This is a genomic window from Catenovulum sediminis (assembly GCF_007289895.1).
Classification (GTDB): domain Bacteria; phylum Pseudomonadota; class Gammaproteobacteria; order Enterobacterales; family Alteromonadaceae; genus Catenovulum; species Catenovulum sediminis.
The window spans coordinates 3,986,066-4,005,042 of record NZ_CP041660.1 but is presented as its reverse complement, the minus strand read 5'-3'; the positions used below and the strand labels follow the sequence as shown (position 1 = coordinate 4,005,042).

Here is an 18,977-nt window from a genome sequence, read left to right as displayed (position 1 = left end):
GACAATAACTGGTATGATCTGCTGATAACACCCACCCAAAAAAAGGGATATTGTGGAATTTATTAACGATAATACCAGTTTGCAGCGTTGCTGCGAGATCTTAAGCCAATCTAATGCCATTGCGTTGGATACAGAGTTTGTGCGTGAGCGAACTTACTATCCAGCATTAGGATTGGTGCAATTGTCTGATGGTCAGGACATATATTTGGTTGATCCGTTGGAAATCTCAAACTGGACACCGTTGCAAACCCTCTTAACGGATCCGGACACAGTTAAAGTTATTCATTCGTGTGGTGAAGATATTGAAGTGATTAAAGTTGCACTGAATGTTAAGCCGGTCGCGTTTCATGATACACAAATAGCACATGCTTTTATTGCCGATAAACCGGCTATTGGCCTTGCTGCTTTAATTGAAGAATATTGTGGGGTTAAGTTAGATAAAGGACATGCGCGTACCAATTGGTTAAACAGGCCACTGAGTCCGCAGCAGCTAGAATATGCGGCAGATGATGTACGATATTTATTGGATGTTTACCAAAAACAAGTGGCTACTATGGCGCAGCGACAAGTAACAGAGTTAGTGTTGGCCGACACGAATAGTTTGATTGAAAAGCGTTTTGAAACTATCCAACCTCAACTGGCGTGGCGTGACGTTAAAAGTGCCTGGCAGTTAAGCCCGCGTGAACTTGCAATTTTAAAAGAATTAATCGCTTGGCGTTTGAAACATGCAGTGCAAAGAAATCTAGCAGTCAACTTTGTTGTGCACGAGCGCAGTTTAATTGCGTTAGCTCAACGTAGGCCTAGCAATATTAAAAGCATGGCTAATGTGCCAGGTATTCACCATATGGAAGTAAAACGCCATGGTAAGGCCTTGCTCGAGTGTATCGAGCGCGGAAAAGCCGTCCCGCTGGAAGATTGTCCGCCAAAAATTAAGCGCGTGGCAGAAATTACAGGTTATAAAAAAATCTATACTGATTTGAAACATGCATTTTCTGAAGTGGCTAAAAGCAAACAGTTAAATCCGGATATTCTCGCTTCTAAAAGAATGATAAATCAATATATTTCTTATGTTTGGCAAGTGAGTAGCTGGAGCCGGGATAGCCAACCTGAGTTATTGACGGGGTGGCGTGGGCAGTTATTAAGTGAAGTTGCGGAAAATACAGTGGCGAAACACCAAGTTGAAGCATAAATTCGCCCGTAAATCAGTGGTTAAAGTAAGAGATAAAGTCAGAGATAAAGTAAGAGATAAAGTAAGAGATAAAGTCAGGGATAAAGTCAGGGATAAAGTGAGCGCTTAAACGCGCTCAGCCCATAAATCATATTCATCTGATGCGATAATTTTAGCCTCAACTAAATCACCTGCTTTTAACTCGGTATCGTCATTTAAGTAAACTACACCATCGATTTCAGGCGCGTCGGCAAAACAGCGGCCAATTGCTCCTTCTTCATCGACTTCATCAATTAGTATTTGATAAACCTTGCCAACGCGTTGTGCTAATCGCTTTTCACTGATTTGTTGTTGCAGGCTCATAAAACGATGGAATCTTTCTTCTTTGATTTCTTCGGATACTTGATCCGGTAAATCATTCGCAGCTGCGCCTTCAACGGGTGAGTATTTAAAACAGCCTACTCTGTCTAATTGAGCTGTTTCTAAAAATTCGAGGAGCTCTTCAAATTCTGCGTCGGTTTCCCCTGGGAAGCCAACGATAAAGGTTGAACGAATAACCAATTCGGGGCAGATTTCACGCCATTTTTGAATGCGCTCTAAGGTTTTATCTACATTGCCCGGCCGCTTCATTAATTTTAGAATACGTTTGCTTGCATGCTGAAATGGAATATCTAAATACGGCAACAATTTACCTTCGGCCATCATGGGGACAATGTCATCAACATGCGGGTAGGGGTAGACATAGTGCAAACGTGCCCAAATTCCTAATTTATTGAGTTGTTCGCATAAGGTTTTAAAGTTCGCTTTTAACGGCATGCCGTCCCAAAACTCGGTTTTGTTTTTCAAATCTACGCCATAGGCGGATGTGTCTTGCGAGATCACCAATAATTCTTTGACACCTGCATCTTTTAAGCGTTTTGCTTCGTTGAGCACTTCGGCAATGGGTCTTGAATCTAAATCACCGCGCATCGATGGAATGATGCAAAAGGTACATCTGTGATTGCAACCTTCAGATATTTTTAAATATGCATAGTGTTTAGGTGTTAACTTTATCCCCGTATCGGGTACTAATTGCATATAAGGGTCATGCTCGGGTTTAGGTAAGTGTTGATGCACTTGCTGCATAACATTTTCATATGCATGCGGGCCTGTTATGCCTAATACGCCAGGATGAACTTCTTTGATTTCATCTTCTTTTGCACCTAGACAACCGGTTACTAGAACCTTACCGTTTTCTTTTAATGCTTCACCAATGGTATCCAGTGATTCTTGGACCGCAGAGTCGATAAAGCCACAGGTATTGACGATAACGATGCCTGCATCATCATAGCTTGGCACAACTTCATAACCTTCAGTGCGCAATTGCGTTAAAATTCGTTCTGAATCAACCAAATTTTTAGGGCAGCCTAAGCTGACAAAACCCACTTTTTTGTGTTTGTTGTCATCAGCTAATTGTGATGAGCCGTTTTGAACATTTTGCTTTAATGTTTTTTCGGCGGTTTCTAATGTGGTTGTTTGTTTCGGATCAAATTGCTGCGCGGTCATTAAGCACCTGAATATGAAGTTGTCTAACGTTGGATTTCGGCTGCGGATTATAAAGGATATTAAAAGGATAACAAATCACAGCGCGTTATTTTTACAAAATAAAAAGGCTCGAAAACGAGCCTTTTGTACAGAAATCGAATAACCGTAAATGATTAAACTATGAGGTTAGACCATTTGCTGTTGAATAAATGAGAGCACGTCTTCGATTTTAATTGTTTGTTTTTCACCGGTTTGACGGTTTTTATATTCCACTAAACCTTCGTCTAAGTTACGCTCACCAATGACGATAACATGAGGGACGCCGATTAGCTCCATATCAGCAAACATGACGCCAGGGCGCTCTTTACGATCGTCAAAGAGTACTTCGTAGCCTGCTTGTTGTAGGTCTGTGTAGAGTTTATTGGCCACGTCAGGGATACGATGTGATTTGTGCATGTTCATTGGCAATACGCACACTTGGAATGGTGCTATTGCAGCAGGCCATTTGATGCCAAATTTATCGTGATTTTGCTCAATTGCGGCTGCGACGATGCGAGATACCCCGATACCATAACAACCCATCGTTAGAGTTTCATGTTTACCACTTTCGGTTAACACGCCGGCTTTCATTGCTTCACTATATTTTGTACCTAATTGGAAGATATGACCAACTTCGATACCACGTTTAATACTTAATTTACCTGTGCCACATGGACTCGGATCGCCCTCTACGACATTGCGAATGTCGGCAACTTGATAGTGACTGATATCTCGATCCCAGTTTAAACCGGTAAAGTGGAAACCGTCTTCATTGGCTCCAGCGACAAAATCCGCTAAATGTGCAGCGCTGTGATCGACAATAACAGGAATGTTTAAATCGACCGGACCGATTGAACCAGCACTGCAATTCACCGCTTGTTGTATCTGAGCTTCATTTGCCATTGTCAGTGGGGAAAATACATTTTCAAGCTTTTCCGCTTTGACTTCATTCAATTCGTGATCGCCACGCACCACTAAAGCGACAACGCCTTGCTCTTCACCTTCAGCGTTAGCGCCAACCACTAATAATGTTTTAACCGTTTGAGATGCATCAATTTTCAGTCGCTCGCACACTTGCGCTATGCTATGAGTATTGGGTGTCGCTATTTTTTCTTGATTTTGCGTTGCGGCGGGCCTCTCACCTTGAGGCGGTAAAGCTTCAGCTTTTTCTATATTGGCAGCATAATCACTGCCATCACTGAAGACTATCGCATCTTCACCACTGTCTGCTAAAACATGGAATTCATGTGAAGTACTGCCGCCTATTGAGCCAGTGTCAGCCAATACTGGGCGATACTCTAAACCTAAACGATCAAATATATTGCAGTAAGCCTGATGCATTGCTTGATATGTTTTTTCTAAACAGTCTTCTGTGAGGTGGAAAGAGTAGGCATCTTTCATTAAAAACTCACGCGCACGCATTACGCCAAATCTGGGGCGTACTTCGTCGCGAAATTTAGTTTGCACTTGGTATAAATTAACAGGTAGTTGTTTGTAACTGCTAATTTCCTTGCGGACCAACTCAGTGATAACTTCTTCGTGTGTTGGGCCAAGTAAAAATGGGCGCTCATGGCGGTCTTTGATGCGCAATAACTCAGGACCAAATTTTTCCCAACGACCCGACTCTTCCCATAAATCAGCAGGTTGTACCACTGGCATCAGCACTTCTATTGCACCGGCTTTGTTCATTTCTTCACGAACGATTTGTTCTACTTTACGTAAAACTTTCAGGCCGCTTGGTAACCAAGTGTATAAACCCGAGGCAAGTTTGCGGATCATACCCGCACGTAACATAAGCTGATGACTGATTACTTCAGCATCAGATGGCGTTTCTTTTAGTGTCGATAATAAATATTGAGTTGTGCGCATTGCGGCTAACATCCCATAAAAATGAAAGTATTAAAAATTATTTGTCATTGAGGTACTGATTGTCATAAAAGGTTCTGACCCACTGCGGAGTATATACTATACCGATGCTCATGGTCATGCCGTTTAACATCGCTTCAGGAAAAGCCAGCAGAACCAACAATATTAGATAGTTGTCAAAAATAGTAGACCAGGGGTAAAACCCAGTGGCCCAGAAAAATACGGATAATGTCAGCATTTTTGCGCCAATTGCCAATGCTCCGGCAAAAAAGCCGCAGACAAAAACATAGATAAAAAAATGTCTGGGCAATTTGTGAAAACTGATGACATACACTAAATAACTGCTCAGCACAGGAATGATGACACCTGCAATAAAATGCACAGCCATCATATCCCAAGGGTAATTACCCAATATGCAATTTAACGCTAATGCAATAAAACCTGCGTAAATCGCAAGACGTGGGCCAAGAAACAATGTACAGGCAGTGAGCCATAAAAAGTGGACGTATAGACCTTCGTATATACTTGCCTGAATCGACCATAAAATGGTTATTAGTGCGCTAAAACCAAAGAATAAATGCTGTTTATTCTTTTCACGCAACAATAGATTTAAGGTCGCTTTATCAAAGTTTAAATAAAGTAACAATGCAATTACAGCAAAGCTCACCAATAGCATTAACGTATCGCCTGTTATTTAAAGGTTGTCCAAATCGGAGCATGATCAGACGGTTTATCAATACCGCGCAGTTCATAGTCGATATCACTTTCTGCGGTGCGGGCTGCTAACGAAGGGGTTGCTAAAATCAGATCAATGCGCAGCCCACGGTTATCGTCGAAACCTCTCGAGCGGTAATCAAACCAGCTGTAACGTTCGGTCGTTTCCGGATTGAGTTGACGATAGGTATCGACAAACCCCCAATCCAACAGTGTGTTTAGCCATTCACGCTCTTCCGGTAAAAAAGAACATTTACCGGTTTTTAGCCAGCGTTTAGCGTTTTGCGGACCTATACCAATATCTAAATCCGTATGCGAAATGTTCATATCGCCAATAATGGCAATGGCTTGATCAGGTTGGTAGTTGTTTTCCAGCTCAGCCATCAAATCGGTGTAGAATTTCTGCTTTGCAGGAAATTTAATTGGATGCTCACGGTTTTCACCTTGCGGAAAATAACCGTTGAAAACCGTAACGGGTTCGCCATTTTCATCTTCGTAGCTCGCAATAATCATGCGTCGCTGTGCATCTTCTTCATCTGTACGAAACCCTTTTTGGACAAATAAAGGTTTTTTCTTCGACATTAAGGCAACACCATAATGGGCTTTTTGGCCGTGAAACTCGACGTGGTATCCCATTTTTTCAACGTCAGCGAGTGGAAATGCATCATCATGGACTTTTATTTCTTGTAAGCCAATAACGTCTGGTTGGTGTTTGTCGATTAAAGCTTGTAATTGATGCAAGCGTGCTCTGAGGCCATTTATGTTAAACGAGATTATTTTCATGAGACATCTGTTGATAAATTTTTAATGGCGGCAAGTTTAGAGATTTGCGTCGGTTTTCGCAAATTGACATGTAGAAAAATAGCGAAAAGTACAATTAATTTTAATCTTTTGCTTGAAAAGCTCAAAAGCAACCTTACATACAGGTCAACGCTAATTTAAAGCGGTTTAGTTTTCAGACTAAGCACAACGGATTTTTTTAGCTTTGGGTGTTGAATTAATTTTAAAAGACCCCACTAAAAAAGCAGGTTTTAATGTAATTTATAAATTCGGAGATTTTCCAGATGGGTAAAATCATCGGTATTGACTTAGGTACTACCAATTCATGTGTTGCTGTTTTAGATGGCGACAGCGCAAAAGTTATTGAAAATGCAGAAGGGGATCGCACAACCCCTTCAGTAATCGCATACACAGATGACGGTGAAACGTTAGTGGGTCAACCCGCTAAGCGTCAAGCTGTTACTAACCCGCAAAATACATTATTCGCGATTAAGCGTTTAATCGGTCGTCGTTTCACCGACAAAGAAGTTCAACGTGATGTTGATATTATGCCGTTCAAAATTACCGGCGCTGAAAACGGTGATGCATGGGTTGAAGTTAAGGGCCAGAAAATGGCACCACCTCAAGTTTCTGCAGAAGTTTTGAAAAAAATGAAAAAAACTGCAGAAGACTATTTAGGTGAAGAAGTGACCGGTGCTGTTATTACAGTTCCAGCTTATTTTAACGATGCTCAGCGACAAGCAACAAAAGATGCTGGCCGTATCGCAGGTTTAGAAGTTAAGCGTATCATTAACGAGCCAACAGCCGCTGCATTAGCTTACGGTATGGACAAAAAGTCTGGCGATAACGTTATTGCGGTATACGATTTAGGTGGTGGTACGTTTGATATTTCAATCATCGAAATTGATGAAGTAGATGGCGAGCACACTTTTGAAGTATTGGCGACTAACGGTGATACGCACTTAGGTGGTGAAGATTTCGATAACCGCTTAATCAACTACTTAGTTGACCAGTTTAAAGCAGATCAAGGTTTTGACCTTAAAAAAGACCCACTTGCAATGCAACGTCTTAAAGAAGCTGCTGAAAAAGCGAAAATTGAGTTATCATCTGCACAGCAAACTGAAGTTAACTTGCCGTACATCACAGCTGATGCTTCAGGTCCAAAACATTTAAATATCAAAGTGACTCGTTCTAAATTAGAGTCTTTGGTCGATGATATGGTGAAAGCAACCCTTGAACCATTAAAACAAGCATTAAAAGATGCTGATTTATCAGTAGGTGACATTAATGATGTTATCTTGGTTGGTGGTCAGACTCGTATGCCGCTTGTCCAAAAAGCCGTTGCTGATTTCTTTGGCAAAGCACCACGTAAAGATGTCAACCCTGATGAAGCGGTTGCTGTCGGTGCAGCTGTTCAAGGTGGTGTATTATCAGGTGATGTAACGGACGTATTGTTACTGGACGTTTCTCCATTGTCTCTTGGTATTGAGACTATGGGTGGTGTGATGACAACCTTGATTGAGAAAAATACGACTATCCCAACTAAGAAGTCACAAACTTTCTCAACAGCAGACGATAATCAATCAGCGGTTACCGTTCACGTTATTCAGGGTGAGCGTAAGCAAGCCAGTGCAAACAAGTCTCTAGGTCAATTTAACCTAGAAGGTATTCGTCCAGCACCACGTGGTGTGCCGCAAATTGAAGTTACTTTTGATATTGATGCGGACGGTATTTTACACGTATCAGCTAAAGATAAAGATACCGGTAAAGAGCAGAAGATTACCATTAAAGCCTCTTCTGGTTTAACGGACGAAGAAGTCGAAAAAATGGTACGCGAAGCGGAAGCGAATGCCGATTCAGATAAGAAATTTGAAGAATTAGTGCAAGCTCGTAACCAAGCTGATGGTTTGGTACACGCGACTAAAAAACAAATTGAAGAAGCGGGTAGCGATTTAGCTGCAAATGACAAAGAAGCCATTGAAACGGCGATCACTGAATTAGAGACCGCTTTAAAAGGCACCGATAAAGATGAGATCGAAGCTAAATCTCAAGCTTTAATTCAGGCTTCTGCGAAACTAATGGAAATCGCTCAAGCTAAAGCTCAAGCTGAAGGTGGTGCACAAGCTGGTGCTGCAGATGCTGCAGAGCCAAAAGATGCCGCTGATGATGTAGTGGATGCAGAGTTTGAAGAAGTAAAAGACGATAACAAATAATAGTTTTTCGTCCCATTGAAAATAACCCACCTCTATTTAAATTAAAGGTGGGTTATACAAGATTTAACTTTAAACGGGTGCTTGCACCCGTTTTGCACGTTAAACAGTAACCTGACCGAGCGAGTTATATGTCGAAACGCGATTATTATGAAGTACTAGGGCTAGATAAAGGCGCTGGTGAGAGAGATATCAAAAAAGCCTATAAGCGGCTGGCTATGAAATATCACCCGGATAGAACTAAGGGGGATAAAGAGTCAGAAGAAAAATTTAAGGAAATTAAAGAAGCTTATGAGGTACTAAGTACACCCGATCTTAAAGCGCGTTATGACCAATATGGCCATGCAGGTGTAGATCCGCAAATGGGCGGTGGTGGCGGTGGTCCACAAGACTTTTCTGATATCTTTGGCGATGTTTTTGGTGATATTTTTGGTGGCGGTGGTGGCCGTCGTCAATCACGTGCACAGCGCGGCTCTGATTTACGTTATAACTTAGAACTCACGCTTGAAGATGCAGTGCGTGGTAAAGACGTTGAGATTAAAGTACCGACTTGGGTTGCTTGTGAGCCTTGTGACGGTTCTGGCGCGAAAGCGGGCAGCAAACCAACAACCTGTTCTACCTGCCATGGCGCGGGCCAAGTGCAAATGCGGCAGGGCTTCTTTGCCGTACAGCAAACCTGTCCGACTTGTCACGGTAAAGGGCAAGTTATTAGCGATCCATGCCGAAGTTGTTCGGGGCAAGGCCGAGTGCAGAAAAGCAAAACCTTGTCAGTTAAAATTCCTGCTGGTGTTGATACCGGGGATCGTATTCGTTTATCTGGCGAAGGTGAAGCTGGGGCTAATGGTGCACCAGCCGGTGATTTATATGTGCAGGTGCATGTGCGCGACCATGCTATATTTGAACGTGATGGTAGTAACTTGTATTGCGAAGTGCCTATTGGGTTTACTACGGCCGCTTTAGGTGGTGAGATCCACGTACCAACATTAGATGGCAAAGTTAAGCTAAAAATACCAGAAGAAACACAAACTGGACGTATGTTCAGAATGCGTGGTAAAGGTGTGAAATCAGTACGTGGTGGTGTTGTTGGAGACTTAATTTGCAAAGTCGTTGTTGAAACCCCTGTACATTTAACCGATGCTCAGAAAGATATTTTACGCCAGTTAGAAACGGAAATGGAAGGTGGTAGTGCTCGACACCGACCAAAAGAAACCGGCTTTTTTGATGGTGTAAAGCGATTCTTTGACGACTTACGCAACTAAAAGCGCTAAAATTAAGCCACCAAGCGGTGGCTTTTTTTATGGAAAACAGGAACTTCGAAATGAAAAAATTTATTTCTTTAGGTTTAGCAGCAGTGCTACTCGTTAGTTTAGGATGTGCCAAATCACCTACAGGTCGTAGTCAATTAATCTTATTTGACGGTGATAAAATGGCTCAAATGGGCTTGGAAAGTTTTGAGACCATCAAGCAAGAACAAAAAGTTTCAACAGATCCAAAGTTAAATCAATATGTGGGTTGCGTTGCAGATCAGATTATTAAAGTATTGCCAGATGAATGGCGCAGCGACTGGGAAGTGGTTGTTTTTGATAGTGAGCAAGTAAATGCATTTGCTTTGCCGGGCCGTAAAATTGGCGTATATACCGGCATATTAAATGTTGCCGAAAATGCCGACCAATTAGCCGCAATTATGGGACATGAAGTAGGACATGTCATTGCAAGTCATGGTGCAGAGCGTGTATCGCATAATACTGCGGCACAAATGGCACTTAAATTAGGGGCTGCTGCGACTCAAGGCACTGAATATCAACAAGCGACTATGTCTGTATTGGGCTTAGGTGCGCAATATGGTGTGCTATTACCTTATAGCAGAACACATGAATCAGAAGCCGACGTCATTGGTTTAAAATACTTGATGCAAGCAGGTTTTAAAGCGGAAGAGTCGATGGAGTTGTGGAAAAATATGAATGCGTTGGGCGGAGAGCGTCCGATGGAGATTTTATCCACTCACCCTGCACCGGATACACGTATTAATAACCTTGCCGAACATATCGAAAAGTTTAGAGCGCAAGGTGTCAAAGCGTTGTATCCAAGACCAAATTGTCGTCGTTAGATTAAAACTGTTGGCATGAGCAACAATATTTATAAATCAATCCGAATCATTACCTGGGTTATTGGCGGCCTCTCATTGGCCGTCTTTTATGTCTGGTTTGAGTATTTACGACCTGCACCGGGGCAGTTGGTGCAGCAACAGACATTTGCTTTTAATCCTTTGGTTTGGTCAAAAGGCGCGGGCGATTATTCAATGGCTAATCCCCGCCAAACTATGTATCTGGATTTACTGCAAAATCATTTGCAAAATGGTATGAGTCGAACGGAAACTGAACGGTTATTGGGTCAGCCCGAGCATTTCACCGCGCAAGAAAATTATTATTTGTTGAGTTACGATTTAAATCGCTCTGATTATCAATATTTAGTTGTTCGTTTTGATAATACAAAAAATATTATTATGTATTATCGTTATGAATCCGCCTACGCACTTACAAATTAACCAGTCCACATTGATTTTGAAAGTGACGAGTGATTTCAAATGAATTTACCACATCTAATTGCTGGTTAATCGCTTGATCTTGATTACTGGTTAATACTAACCGTTTATAACCATACTCTTTTTTTGCAAAAATCAATTGCGCTTGTTCAATCATTTCTTCTAATCCAATATCCGTAATCCAACCGCATATTTTATCTCGACGTCTGAAATTTTTATCTTTTAAACCAATCGACATCCAGTATCTTTGTGCGCATGCGCGAAGACTGGTATCTTGTTCGTTTAACTGGTGTATTAATCCTTGTTGGATATTTGACCATTTTTCTTCGTCTAGTTGTTCAAAATACGAGGGTAACTTTTCTAGTAAATCATCGATATTATCTTGGATATCCCAAATGTTTTTATTATCTGATTGAATGTAAATAATGAGGCCCGGGCACAAGTTGATTGGGAAATATGCACTGCCAACCATGTATCCTAGCTGCTTTTCTTTACGTAAATCATGAAAGGCAATAGGTGATAAAATTTGATTTAGAAGCATATATAGCGCAGTTGTATACTCGTTAACTTCATCTGCTTGAAAATAGTTAATGACGGCCACATCGCTATGGCTTGTTGTTAAGTGGTAGCTATATTCTTGTTCTTGCAACGCGAACACTTTGCGTGCCACTTCTCCGGCTGATTTACTGCGTGTATACAAACTTTTGCGGATATCTTCGGCAATCTGAATGGCTTGTGCCATATCCCAGTCGCCAAAAATCATCGCTTCAAGGTTTACGCGGTCAAACAGATGGACGACAAATTCAGCATACTCGCCAAACTCAACGTCACTTAGATGCTGCGCTAAGATATCAGAAGCAAATTGGTTGTTTTGTAACATACAGGACAATTGGCTAAACAATGCATTTGCGGGTTTGATGTGTTGGTGATTGCGCCAACTCGCTAAAAGTTTTTGCTTGATTTGATTAAAATTTTGTTCGGTAAATCGGCGTAACCTAAGTTGGCTTAGGACTCGGCTTACAAATGCAGCTTGTTTTTGCGAATAACCGTTAAAGTGTAAGGTTAAACCGCCTTGATGTGGCGAAATGTTATAACACAAGCCAGCGGCCTCAGCCGGGTAATTTTCGCTGATAACGTCATCCATCATAATTTCAATGAACAAGCGCGTCATAGCATGTTTTCTAGCGGTTCCCTGACTATTGGGTAGGTCTAACGAAACATAAATATGACCATGAGGTAAGCGAAACTTTTGATCTTGTTTAAACCAAACCGTCACGCCATTTTCTTCAATTAATTTTTGTGGTTCATTATCAGCATGACAAGAGTCTAATGCTTCAACTCTATCTGGAATATAAGGATTGGGTTCAGGCAGTTTTAACGGGGTTGCTAAACGCGCGCTGGCCCATTTTTGCATATCTTCTCGATCAAGCCGGCTAATTCTATAGGGCGTTTGATAATAATGAGAAATGTGATCAAATTTCGATTCTGGCGTCAGTACAACTAATCTTAATGATTCAGGCGTTAAAGCTGCGAGCGCTTGTTTTAACCAATCACGATTCACGCCTGACATTTGGTAGTCACCATGTATCACTTCTTCAATTGGATATTGATGCATTTTTAATGAAAGTTGACTGACCCATTCTATTGGTTTTGCAGGCTCCATGTGCAAAAAGGCGATTTCTGCTAGTTTTTTCTTTTCGTTATATATATGTGGTGCAAAATCGATTTCACGTATGGTATTGATATAAGCAAAGAGTCGCTCGCTGAGCTTATCCAAATTTTGAGAACCGTAGTCAGTTAACTGAACACTAATATTAAACTCTAAACTCTCGCCATCATCTAAACCACAGCCGGCTGTTAAACCATTTGCTAAGCCTGCATCTTTTAATAAACAATACAGACTTCCGTCACACTCGTGGCCAATCAAACAGCTTAGGTAGGTGATACTTTTAGCGCTATAATCAGGTTCTTCACTCGGTAAAATAAATGTATAAATGGCACGCTTAATATTCTTAAGTGGACGAACATCAATTTGAACCGCAAGATTTTCAGCCACAAACAATGGTGGTAAGGGTGCGCTTTTTAAGCTTTTTGAAACAGCGATATCTTCAAAGTAAGTTTCAATTAAGTTTTTGCTTTCTTCACAAGCAAATGGCGCAGAAACAACCAAGGTCATGTTGTCAGCCGTAAAGTAATGCTCAAAATGTTCCATCAAACGTTGGCGTATTGTATAAAAACTATTATCGACCAATGTTTCAGCGTTGCCGACTGAAAATTGACTAAAAGGGTGTTCAGAATTACAGGTTTCTTTGTGAACTTCGTTAAGTCTTCTGATTTCATCCCGTTGTTTTAGTTTAAATTCAGATTCAATTGCTGCTACTTCTTGCTCAATTTTTTCTTGAGAAAATTCAGGACAAACGAAAAACCGACTGAAATGTTGTAAACTAGGCTCTGCAAACTGTGCATTAACATCGTAATAAAAGTTCATATACTCCTGACTGGTCCAAGCATTAGCACGTCCACCACAGTTATTTACAACGTGCATAAAATCATGTGTTTGACTTGGAAAAACTTCAGTGCCTTGGAATAACATATGTTCTAGTAAGTGAGTTAAACCTGGGCAATCTTGAGGATCATTAAAGTGGCCCGCTTTAATCGCAACCGCGGCCGCGAAACGGTTTGAGTTAGGCGTTTCAACCACTAAAATTCGCAAACCAGAATCGAGTTGAAAATGCAGGTAGTTCTGCTTGTCATGTTTACTGGTCTTTATCACGTTTAATCCTTAATCAAAATAGCAACTTTATTAGTTTAATACGCATTTAGGCGCACACAGTCACAAATTTTATATTTTTTTACTATATTTTTGCGCTCAAGTGTTTTATTTTATTTGGTACTGGTCAGTAGATGACTGATTGGTAATATTACGCGACCTAGATGATTTCGCAACTAAACTCATTTAAACGTCAGCCTAGAGCTGAAATATGTTGGCATATGCATTTATTTATCGTAAGACATGGGGAAGCTGAGCAGCATTCTCATAATGATAGTAGCCGTAATTTAAATCACAACGGCCGTCAAGAAAGTATTCGAATGGGGCGCTGGATTGCCCAACAATGCGAGCAGTTTGATTTAGTGTTAATGAGTCCATTTAACCGCGCGATTCAAACATGGGAATCGATGCAGGCGCAAGGGATTCGCTGTAAACAGTTTGTTTATTTAACTGAACTTCAGCCAGAAGCTGATGTAGAAACCAGCCTGTCAGTCATTCAAGCCTACAGTGATGGTTTAGATAATGTACTGGTTGTTTCGCATTTGCCACTAGTGTGCCATTTGGTCGATGAGTTGGTCGTAGAACCTTGTCCTTTGTTTGCGACAGGAACAACAGCGGTGTTAAACCTTTCGAAAGACCATATTAAAGGGCATTTAGAGCAAATTATTTCACCAGCACAAGTGCCGAACGATATTCCTCTAAGAGCCTAGGGCGTGTTTATCTTTGTTTATAATTTGAGCTGAGAGAAAAAATGGTCTTAGGCAAGGCAGAAATAATGAAGTTTAGTCATCTAAATAAGTTATTTCTAACGCTGCATAAGACCATTTTGGCCTCAGCCCGAAGGGCAATGGCTATTTTAACCCTTAACGGCATTAGAATTCGTTTATTTAGAATGACTAAACCCCACTCATTCTGCTTTGTTAATGATTAAAATAGCCTATTGCTCAAAAATAACACAAAGATCAACACGCCCTAGCGCATACTGGTCGAGTTAAGTGAATGCCGGTTATATAAAATCTTGGCCTATATCCAGTAACACTAACAAAGCGCCGTCTCCACCCCATTCTAAAGGCGCTTGATGTATCGCAGCTACATCTGGATGTTGCACCAGCCACGCAGGGCATCGGCGTTTTAAAATACCACTACCAATTCCATGTACTAAACAGACACAACTCACATGTTGTTTTTTCGCTTCGTTAATGAGTGCCGCGATTTCTAGTTTTGCATTGGCCTGTGTCATACCATGCAAATCTAAAATTAATTCAGGGTAGTGGTGACCTTTTCTCAGTTGTTTCGCTAAATCTGATGGATATCCAGACTGGACATATTGAATTGCTTTTTCTGGGTTAAAGTGCGGAACAAACTGATCGGAAAAATAAAAAGTGGCTTGTTGGACAGCTTCTTTATTTTCTAAAACTTTTTTATCGACTTTGGTTTTTTTCTCTTTAAGCACGACCTTATCTTGCGTAAGCGGTTTAATGCCAGCAATTGCTTCTTTAAAAAACGCGAGGTCTTGTTCGTCTGGTCGTGATTTTTCCGTCATTTCAATAAATTCTAGTGTACAATAGCGGGCTATTATCTATTAATCAGGCTATATAATTCAATGTTAGATGAGCAACAACGTCAACTTGTATTGCAAGACTTGCATACAACTTTCGATTTTGTCCGCTGGTTGGCTTCAAGTTTTAATCGATCAGATGTTTATTTTGGTCATGGCACAGATAACCCGTGGGATGAAGCTTATAGCTTAGTTTACCAAGCTTTATCACTTGCAGAGGCGCCGAATCCACAAATCGATGCGGCTCGCTTAACATATGAAGAAAAAGAATTGATTTTCTCTTGGGCGATTGAGCGAATTAATGAACAAAAGCCTCTGTCTTATATTACCAATACTGCCTGGTTTTGTGATAGACCTTATTATGTTGATGAGCGCGTTTTAGTGCCTCGTTCACCGATCGCTGAGTTAATTAACCAATCATTTAAAGCTTACTTACCTGCGCAACCGCAGCGTATTTTAGACTTATGTACTGGGAGTGGTTGTATTGCTATTGCTTGTGCCTATCAATTTTTAGATGCAGAGGTTGATGCAGTCGATTTAAGTGAGGACGCTTTAGCTGTATGTGAGATTAATGTTGAACATCACGGAATGTGGGAGCGTGTAATTCCTATCCAGTCAGATGTGTTTAGCGGCGTGCAGGGGCAAAAATATGATTTAATTGTTTCTAACCCGCCTTATGTCGATCAGGAAGATATGGATGATTTACCCAGCGAATTTAAGCATGAACCAGAAATGGGGTTGGCGGCAGGGCATGACGGCTTAGATATCGTGAAAACAATATTGCAACAAGCACCTGAGCATTTATCCGAGCAGGGCGTTTTAATTGTTGAAGTTGGCAATAGCCAGGTACATATGGAAAGCGTTTTTCCGGATGTAAACTTTAACTGGATTGAATTTGAACAAGGCGGCATGGGTGTTTTTGTGCTCACTCGAGAAGAATTGGTAGCGTACAAAAATATTTTCGCTGGCGAATAATAAGATTAAAAATTTGAGGTAACGAATGTCAGGTAATTCTATTGGCAAATTATTTAGCATATCAACTTTTGGTGAAAGCCATGGCATTGCATTAGGCTGTGTGGTTGATGGTTGCCCTCCGGGGATTGAAATTACAGCTGAAGAAATTCAATTAGAGCTGGACCGACGTAAACCCGGGACATCTAGATATACCACGCAACGGCGAGAAGCCGATGAAGTGAAAATTTTATCTGGGATTTTTGAAGGCAAAACCACGGGTACGTCGATTGGCATGTTAATTGAGAATACCGATCAGCGCAGCCATGATTATTCTAAAATTAAAGATATGTTTAGACCCGGGCATGCTGATTATACCTACCATCAAAAATACGGTATTCGTGATTATCGCGGTGGAGGCCGTTCATCCGCCCGTGAAACTGCGATGCGGGTAGCCGCAGGGGCGATTGCAAAAAAATACCTCAAGCAAAAATTTGGCATTGAAGTGAGAGGGTATTTATCACAGTTAGGCCCGATTAAAGCTGAGAAATTAGATTGGTCTCAAGTTAGCTTGAACCCGTTTTTTTTCCCGGATGATTCGAAGTTAGATGCTTTAGATGAGTATATGCGAGACCTTAAAAAACAAGGTGATTCGATTGGTGCAAAAGTTACGGTAACGGCGACGAATGTACCTGTCGGTTTAGGTGAACCTGTATTTGATAGATTAGATGCCGAAATCGCGCATTCTTTAATGAGCATCAATGCCGTCAAAGGCGTTGAAATAGGGGCTGGTTTTGATTGTATTGAACAAAAAGGATCAGAACATCGAGATTTAATGACCCCAAATGGCTTTAAATCAAACAATGCTGGCGGTGTGTTAGGTGGTATTTCTACTGGTCAGGAAATTGTTGCAAGCATTGCACTTAAAGCAACCTCCAGCATTTCTGTCCCCGGAGAAACCATTGATGTTAATGGCGAAACGATGGAGGTGGTGACAAAAGGCCGTCACGATCCATGCGTCGGGATCCGTGCGGTGCCAATTGCTGAAGCTATGTTAGCCATCACTTTAATGGATCATGTATTACGCCATCGTGCGCAAAATATGGATGTGCAGACCAATACGCCAGACATTGCTCGCAATTCTGAGCACTAGAAATTAGAGCAATAATGCGTGCGTGGCTAAGCAGCGATAAAGCGAGATTATCTCAGGTATATTTCGCTTATTTCACTATTTTAGGTGTAATCTCTCATTATATCGGCCTGTATTTACATAATTTAGCCTTACAGCCTTTTATGATCGGTAGCGCTCTGGCGGTCATGACGGTTGGCCGGATTATTGGCCCGACTGTCTGGGCCAATATTGGTTTTGTATCGGCTGAACCTAAATTTAGAATTCAGTTTGGCTGTTTGTTCACTCTTCTATCATTTTCTTTATTGTTGTTTAACCATCATTTTATAGCGATTTTAATCGCGTTAGGTGGTTTCGCTTTTTTCTGGTCTGCGGTTTTGCCTCAGTTAGAAACAATATGTCAAAACGTTTTGCAAGGTGATGCTCAAGCCTATAGCCGAGTTCGAATGTGGGGCAGTATCAGTTTCATTGGCTTTGTTATTATTGCTGGCTGGATGTTTGAAATTTATGGCATTGTAGACAGCGTTGAGTATATGACAGTTGTGTTGTTGGTGCTGTTGTTTATAAGTAGTTTTAGATTACCACCAAGCCCTGTGCAAGATGAAGTTGATAAACCAGTTTCTGTTTTTTATATACTCAAACAAAAGCATATTCAGGTTTTTTTCTTCTGTTCCTTTTTGTTGCAATTGAGTTTTGCCTCTTATTATGGTTTTTTCTCTATTTATTTGACGGAGGAGGGATATAGCGGCTATCAAATTGGCGCACTGATATCTGTTGGTGTGGTCGCTGAAATTATTATTTTTTTATTGGCCGGGCGCATTTTAGCTAAATTTAGTTTGTATCAGTTGTTTGTTTTCTGTTTAGCGATTACAGCCGTGCGCTGGGCTGCTTTAAGTTGGTGGGGATCGATTACCGCAGTTTTAATTGTTATACAGGTTATTCACGCTTTTAGTTATGGTTTGTATCATGTTTGCTCACAAAAGTTTATCCATGCTGAATTTAAAGGCGATACTCAAGCTAAAGGGCAGGCTTGGTATTTGTCATTTTCGTACGGTTTAGGTGGCGCCTGTGGTAGTTTGCTAGCGGGCATTAGTTGGCAATATTATTATCACCAGACCTATATGTTTTCCGCTGTAATTGTCATGTTTTCTGTCTTGTTTGCCGCTCGCTATTTGCGCAGATAAAGTGATCGGCCTCCATCTGCTAAGCCGTGTTATCCATTCAACGGCTCAGATGGTACGGGTTTTTAACTCTTCTATAAATGCTAAATCTGCGTAGTGTAAGAGCAGTCGTCTAATTTCAAGCGGTGCTTCGAGAAATTGCTGACTACCCCATCTTTGGTATTGAGTAAATTTTTCAGTTTGGTTAGGTGAGGGCAGTTTGATAAAACCCATTGACCATTGACTGAATATTCGACTATTCACACACCATTGACCGATACGTGTGGCTCGGTAGTGTCTTTCGTCTTGCGTTATTTTATCGTACAGCGATTCAATGGTTCGGTAGTCACCTTCCAGAAACTGAAAAAATGTATTATCACCGTACAACAGTAACCCTGTAATTTGCTTTTGCCGATTATTTTTTTCAGATTCTTCAACAAGCTTATCCAATGCCATTAAACTCATTGGGTAGCTAGCTTTGCTCCAATAGGCAATCTGATAAATCAAGATAACTCCTAAAACTATGTTGGGTTGTTTTGTCCATACTAGTTACGTAGAAGTTATCA

Annotated in this window: 16 protein-coding genes; 9 read left to right on the top strand and 7 right to left on the bottom strand. The window is 41.1% G+C overall.

Annotated elements, in window-relative coordinates:
• Positions 1-52 precede the first annotated feature (52 nt).
• On the top strand, positions 53-1,189 hold the full coding sequence (gene rnd, locus FNT16_RS17085; RefSeq protein WP_143872725.1) for a ribonuclease D: 1,137 nt from the start codon (positions 53-55) through the stop codon (positions 1,187-1,189).
• 105 nt (positions 1,190-1,294) lie between these two features.
• Here rnd and rimO read toward each other — a convergent pair whose 3' ends face one another.
• From rimO to xthA, 4 genes are all read right to left on the bottom strand, one after another.
• Positions 1,295-2,713, bottom strand: a complete 1,419-nt coding sequence (rimO, locus tag FNT16_RS17080; protein WP_143872724.1) for a 30S ribosomal protein S12 methylthiotransferase RimO — start codon at positions 2,711-2,713, stop codon at positions 1,295-1,297.
• 165 nt (positions 2,714-2,878) lie between these two features.
• Positions 2,879-4,600: a proline--tRNA ligase gene (locus FNT16_RS17075; protein WP_143872723.1), complete on the bottom strand. Its 1,722-nt coding sequence runs from the start codon at positions 4,598-4,600 to the stop codon at positions 2,879-2,881.
• A gap of 37 nt (positions 4,601-4,637) precedes the next feature.
• Positions 4,638-5,273, bottom strand: a complete 636-nt coding sequence (locus FNT16_RS17070; RefSeq protein WP_143872722.1) for an energy-coupling factor ABC transporter permease — start codon at positions 5,271-5,273, stop codon at positions 4,638-4,640.
• Between the two features lie 14 nt (positions 5,274-5,287).
• On the bottom strand, positions 5,288-6,094 hold the full coding sequence (gene xthA / locus FNT16_RS17065) for an exodeoxyribonuclease III (RefSeq protein WP_143872721.1): 807 nt from the start codon (positions 6,092-6,094) through the stop codon (positions 5,288-5,290).
• 281 nt (positions 6,095-6,375) lie between these two features.
• On the opposite strand from xthA, the gene dnaK reads away from it, so the two are divergent.
• The 4 genes from dnaK to FNT16_RS17045 all read left to right on the top strand — a co-directional run bounded on the left by dnaK (position 6,376) and on the right by FNT16_RS17045 (position 10,846).
• Positions 6,376-8,304, top strand: a complete 1,929-nt coding sequence (gene dnaK / locus FNT16_RS17060) for a molecular chaperone DnaK (RefSeq protein WP_143872720.1) — start codon at positions 6,376-6,378, stop codon at positions 8,302-8,304.
• 128 nt (positions 8,305-8,432) lie between these two features.
• Positions 8,433-9,560: a molecular chaperone DnaJ gene (gene dnaJ / locus FNT16_RS17055; protein WP_143872719.1), complete on the top strand. Its 1,128-nt coding sequence runs from the start codon at positions 8,433-8,435 to the stop codon at positions 9,558-9,560.
• A gap of 59 nt (positions 9,561-9,619) precedes the next feature.
• Positions 9,620-10,408: a M48 family metallopeptidase gene (locus FNT16_RS17050; RefSeq protein ID WP_143872718.1), complete on the top strand. Its 789-nt coding sequence runs from the start codon at positions 9,620-9,622 to the stop codon at positions 10,406-10,408.
• 15 nt (positions 10,409-10,423) lie between these two features.
• Complete coding sequence (locus FNT16_RS17045) at positions 10,424-10,846, top strand: outer membrane protein assembly factor BamE (RefSeq protein ID WP_143872717.1); 423 nt, start codon at positions 10,424-10,426, stop codon at positions 10,844-10,846.
• On the opposite strand, the gene FNT16_RS17040 is transcribed toward FNT16_RS17045, so the two are convergent.
• Positions 10,836-13,616, bottom strand: coding sequence for an insulinase family protein (locus FNT16_RS17040; RefSeq protein WP_143872716.1), 2,781 nt, complete (start codon positions 13,614-13,616; stop codon positions 10,836-10,838). The two genes, FNT16_RS17045 and FNT16_RS17040, sit on opposite strands and share 11 nt — an antisense overlap.
• A gap of 161 nt (positions 13,617-13,777) precedes the next feature.
• Between FNT16_RS17040 and sixA the strand changes: the two genes are divergently transcribed.
• On the top strand, positions 13,778-14,323 hold the full coding sequence (gene sixA / locus FNT16_RS17035; protein ID WP_246072265.1) for a phosphohistidine phosphatase SixA: 546 nt from the start codon (positions 13,778-13,780) through the stop codon (positions 14,321-14,323).
• 296 nt (positions 14,324-14,619) lie between these two features.
• Here sixA and smrB read toward each other — a convergent pair whose 3' ends face one another.
• On the bottom strand, positions 14,620-15,156 hold the full coding sequence (gene smrB, locus FNT16_RS17030; protein WP_143872715.1) for an endonuclease SmrB: 537 nt from the start codon (positions 15,154-15,156) through the stop codon (positions 14,620-14,622).
• A gap of 60 nt (positions 15,157-15,216) precedes the next feature.
• On the opposite strand from smrB, the gene prmB reads away from it, so the two are divergent.
• The 3 genes from prmB to FNT16_RS17015 are packed head-to-tail and all read left to right on the top strand — an operon-like array spanning position 15,217 to position 18,435.
• Positions 15,217-16,146, top strand: coding sequence for a 50S ribosomal protein L3 N(5)-glutamine methyltransferase (prmB, locus tag FNT16_RS17025; protein ID WP_143872714.1), 930 nt, complete (start codon positions 15,217-15,219; stop codon positions 16,144-16,146).
• Positions 16,147-16,171: 25 nt separating this feature from the next.
• Positions 16,172-17,275, top strand: a complete 1,104-nt coding sequence (aroC, locus tag FNT16_RS17020) for a chorismate synthase (RefSeq protein ID WP_143872713.1) — start codon at positions 16,172-16,174, stop codon at positions 17,273-17,275.
• Between the two features lie 14 nt (positions 17,276-17,289).
• A complete protein-coding gene (locus FNT16_RS17015; RefSeq protein ID WP_143872712.1) occupies positions 17,290-18,435 on the top strand; it encodes an MFS transporter in 1,146 nt (381 codons plus the stop codon).
• A 45-nt stretch (positions 18,436-18,480) separates the two neighbouring features.
• On the opposite strand, the gene FNT16_RS17010 is transcribed toward FNT16_RS17015, so the two are convergent.
• Positions 18,481-18,918, bottom strand: coding sequence for a BLUF domain-containing protein (locus FNT16_RS17010; protein WP_143872711.1), 438 nt, complete (start codon positions 18,916-18,918; stop codon positions 18,481-18,483).
• Positions 18,919-18,977: the final 59 nt, after the last annotated feature.

Bases quoted from the DNA above. Each gene is read 5' to 3' on its own strand.
- rimO (WP_143872724.1), bottom strand. From the start codon at position 2,713: ATGACCGCGCAGCAATTTGATCCGAAACAAACAACCACATTAGAAACC.
- aroC (WP_143872713.1), top strand. From the start codon at position 16,172: ATGTCAGGTAATTCTATTGGCAAATTATTTAGCATATCAACTTTTGGT.
- dnaJ (WP_143872719.1), top strand. From the start codon at position 8,433: ATGTCGAAACGCGATTATTATGAAGTACTAGGGCTAGATAAAGGCGCT.
- FNT16_RS17050 (WP_143872718.1), top strand. From the start codon at position 9,620: ATGAAAAAATTTATTTCTTTAGGTTTAGCAGCAGTGCTACTCGTTAGT.
- FNT16_RS17015 (WP_143872712.1), top strand. From the start codon at position 17,290: ATGCGTGCGTGGCTAAGCAGCGATAAAGCGAGATTATCTCAGGTATAT.
- xthA (WP_143872721.1), bottom strand. From the start codon at position 6,094: ATGAAAATAATCTCGTTTAACATAAATGGCCTCAGAGCACGCTTGCAT.
- FNT16_RS17045 (WP_143872717.1), top strand. From the start codon at position 10,424: ATGAGCAACAATATTTATAAATCAATCCGAATCATTACCTGGGTTATT.
- FNT16_RS17075 (WP_143872723.1), bottom strand. From the start codon at position 4,600: ATGCGCACAACTCAATATTTATTATCGACACTAAAAGAAACGCCATCT.
- sixA (WP_246072265.1), top strand. From the start codon at position 13,778: ATGATTTCGCAACTAAACTCATTTAAACGTCAGCCTAGAGCTGAAATA.
- FNT16_RS17070 (WP_143872722.1), bottom strand. From the start codon at position 5,273: ATGCTATTGGTGAGCTTTGCTGTAATTGCATTGTTACTTTATTTAAAC.
- dnaK (WP_143872720.1), top strand. From the start codon at position 6,376: ATGGGTAAAATCATCGGTATTGACTTAGGTACTACCAATTCATGTGTT.
- smrB (WP_143872715.1), bottom strand. From the start codon at position 15,156: ATGACGGAAAAATCACGACCAGACGAACAAGACCTCGCGTTTTTTAAA.
- prmB (WP_143872714.1), top strand. From the start codon at position 15,217: ATGTTAGATGAGCAACAACGTCAACTTGTATTGCAAGACTTGCATACA.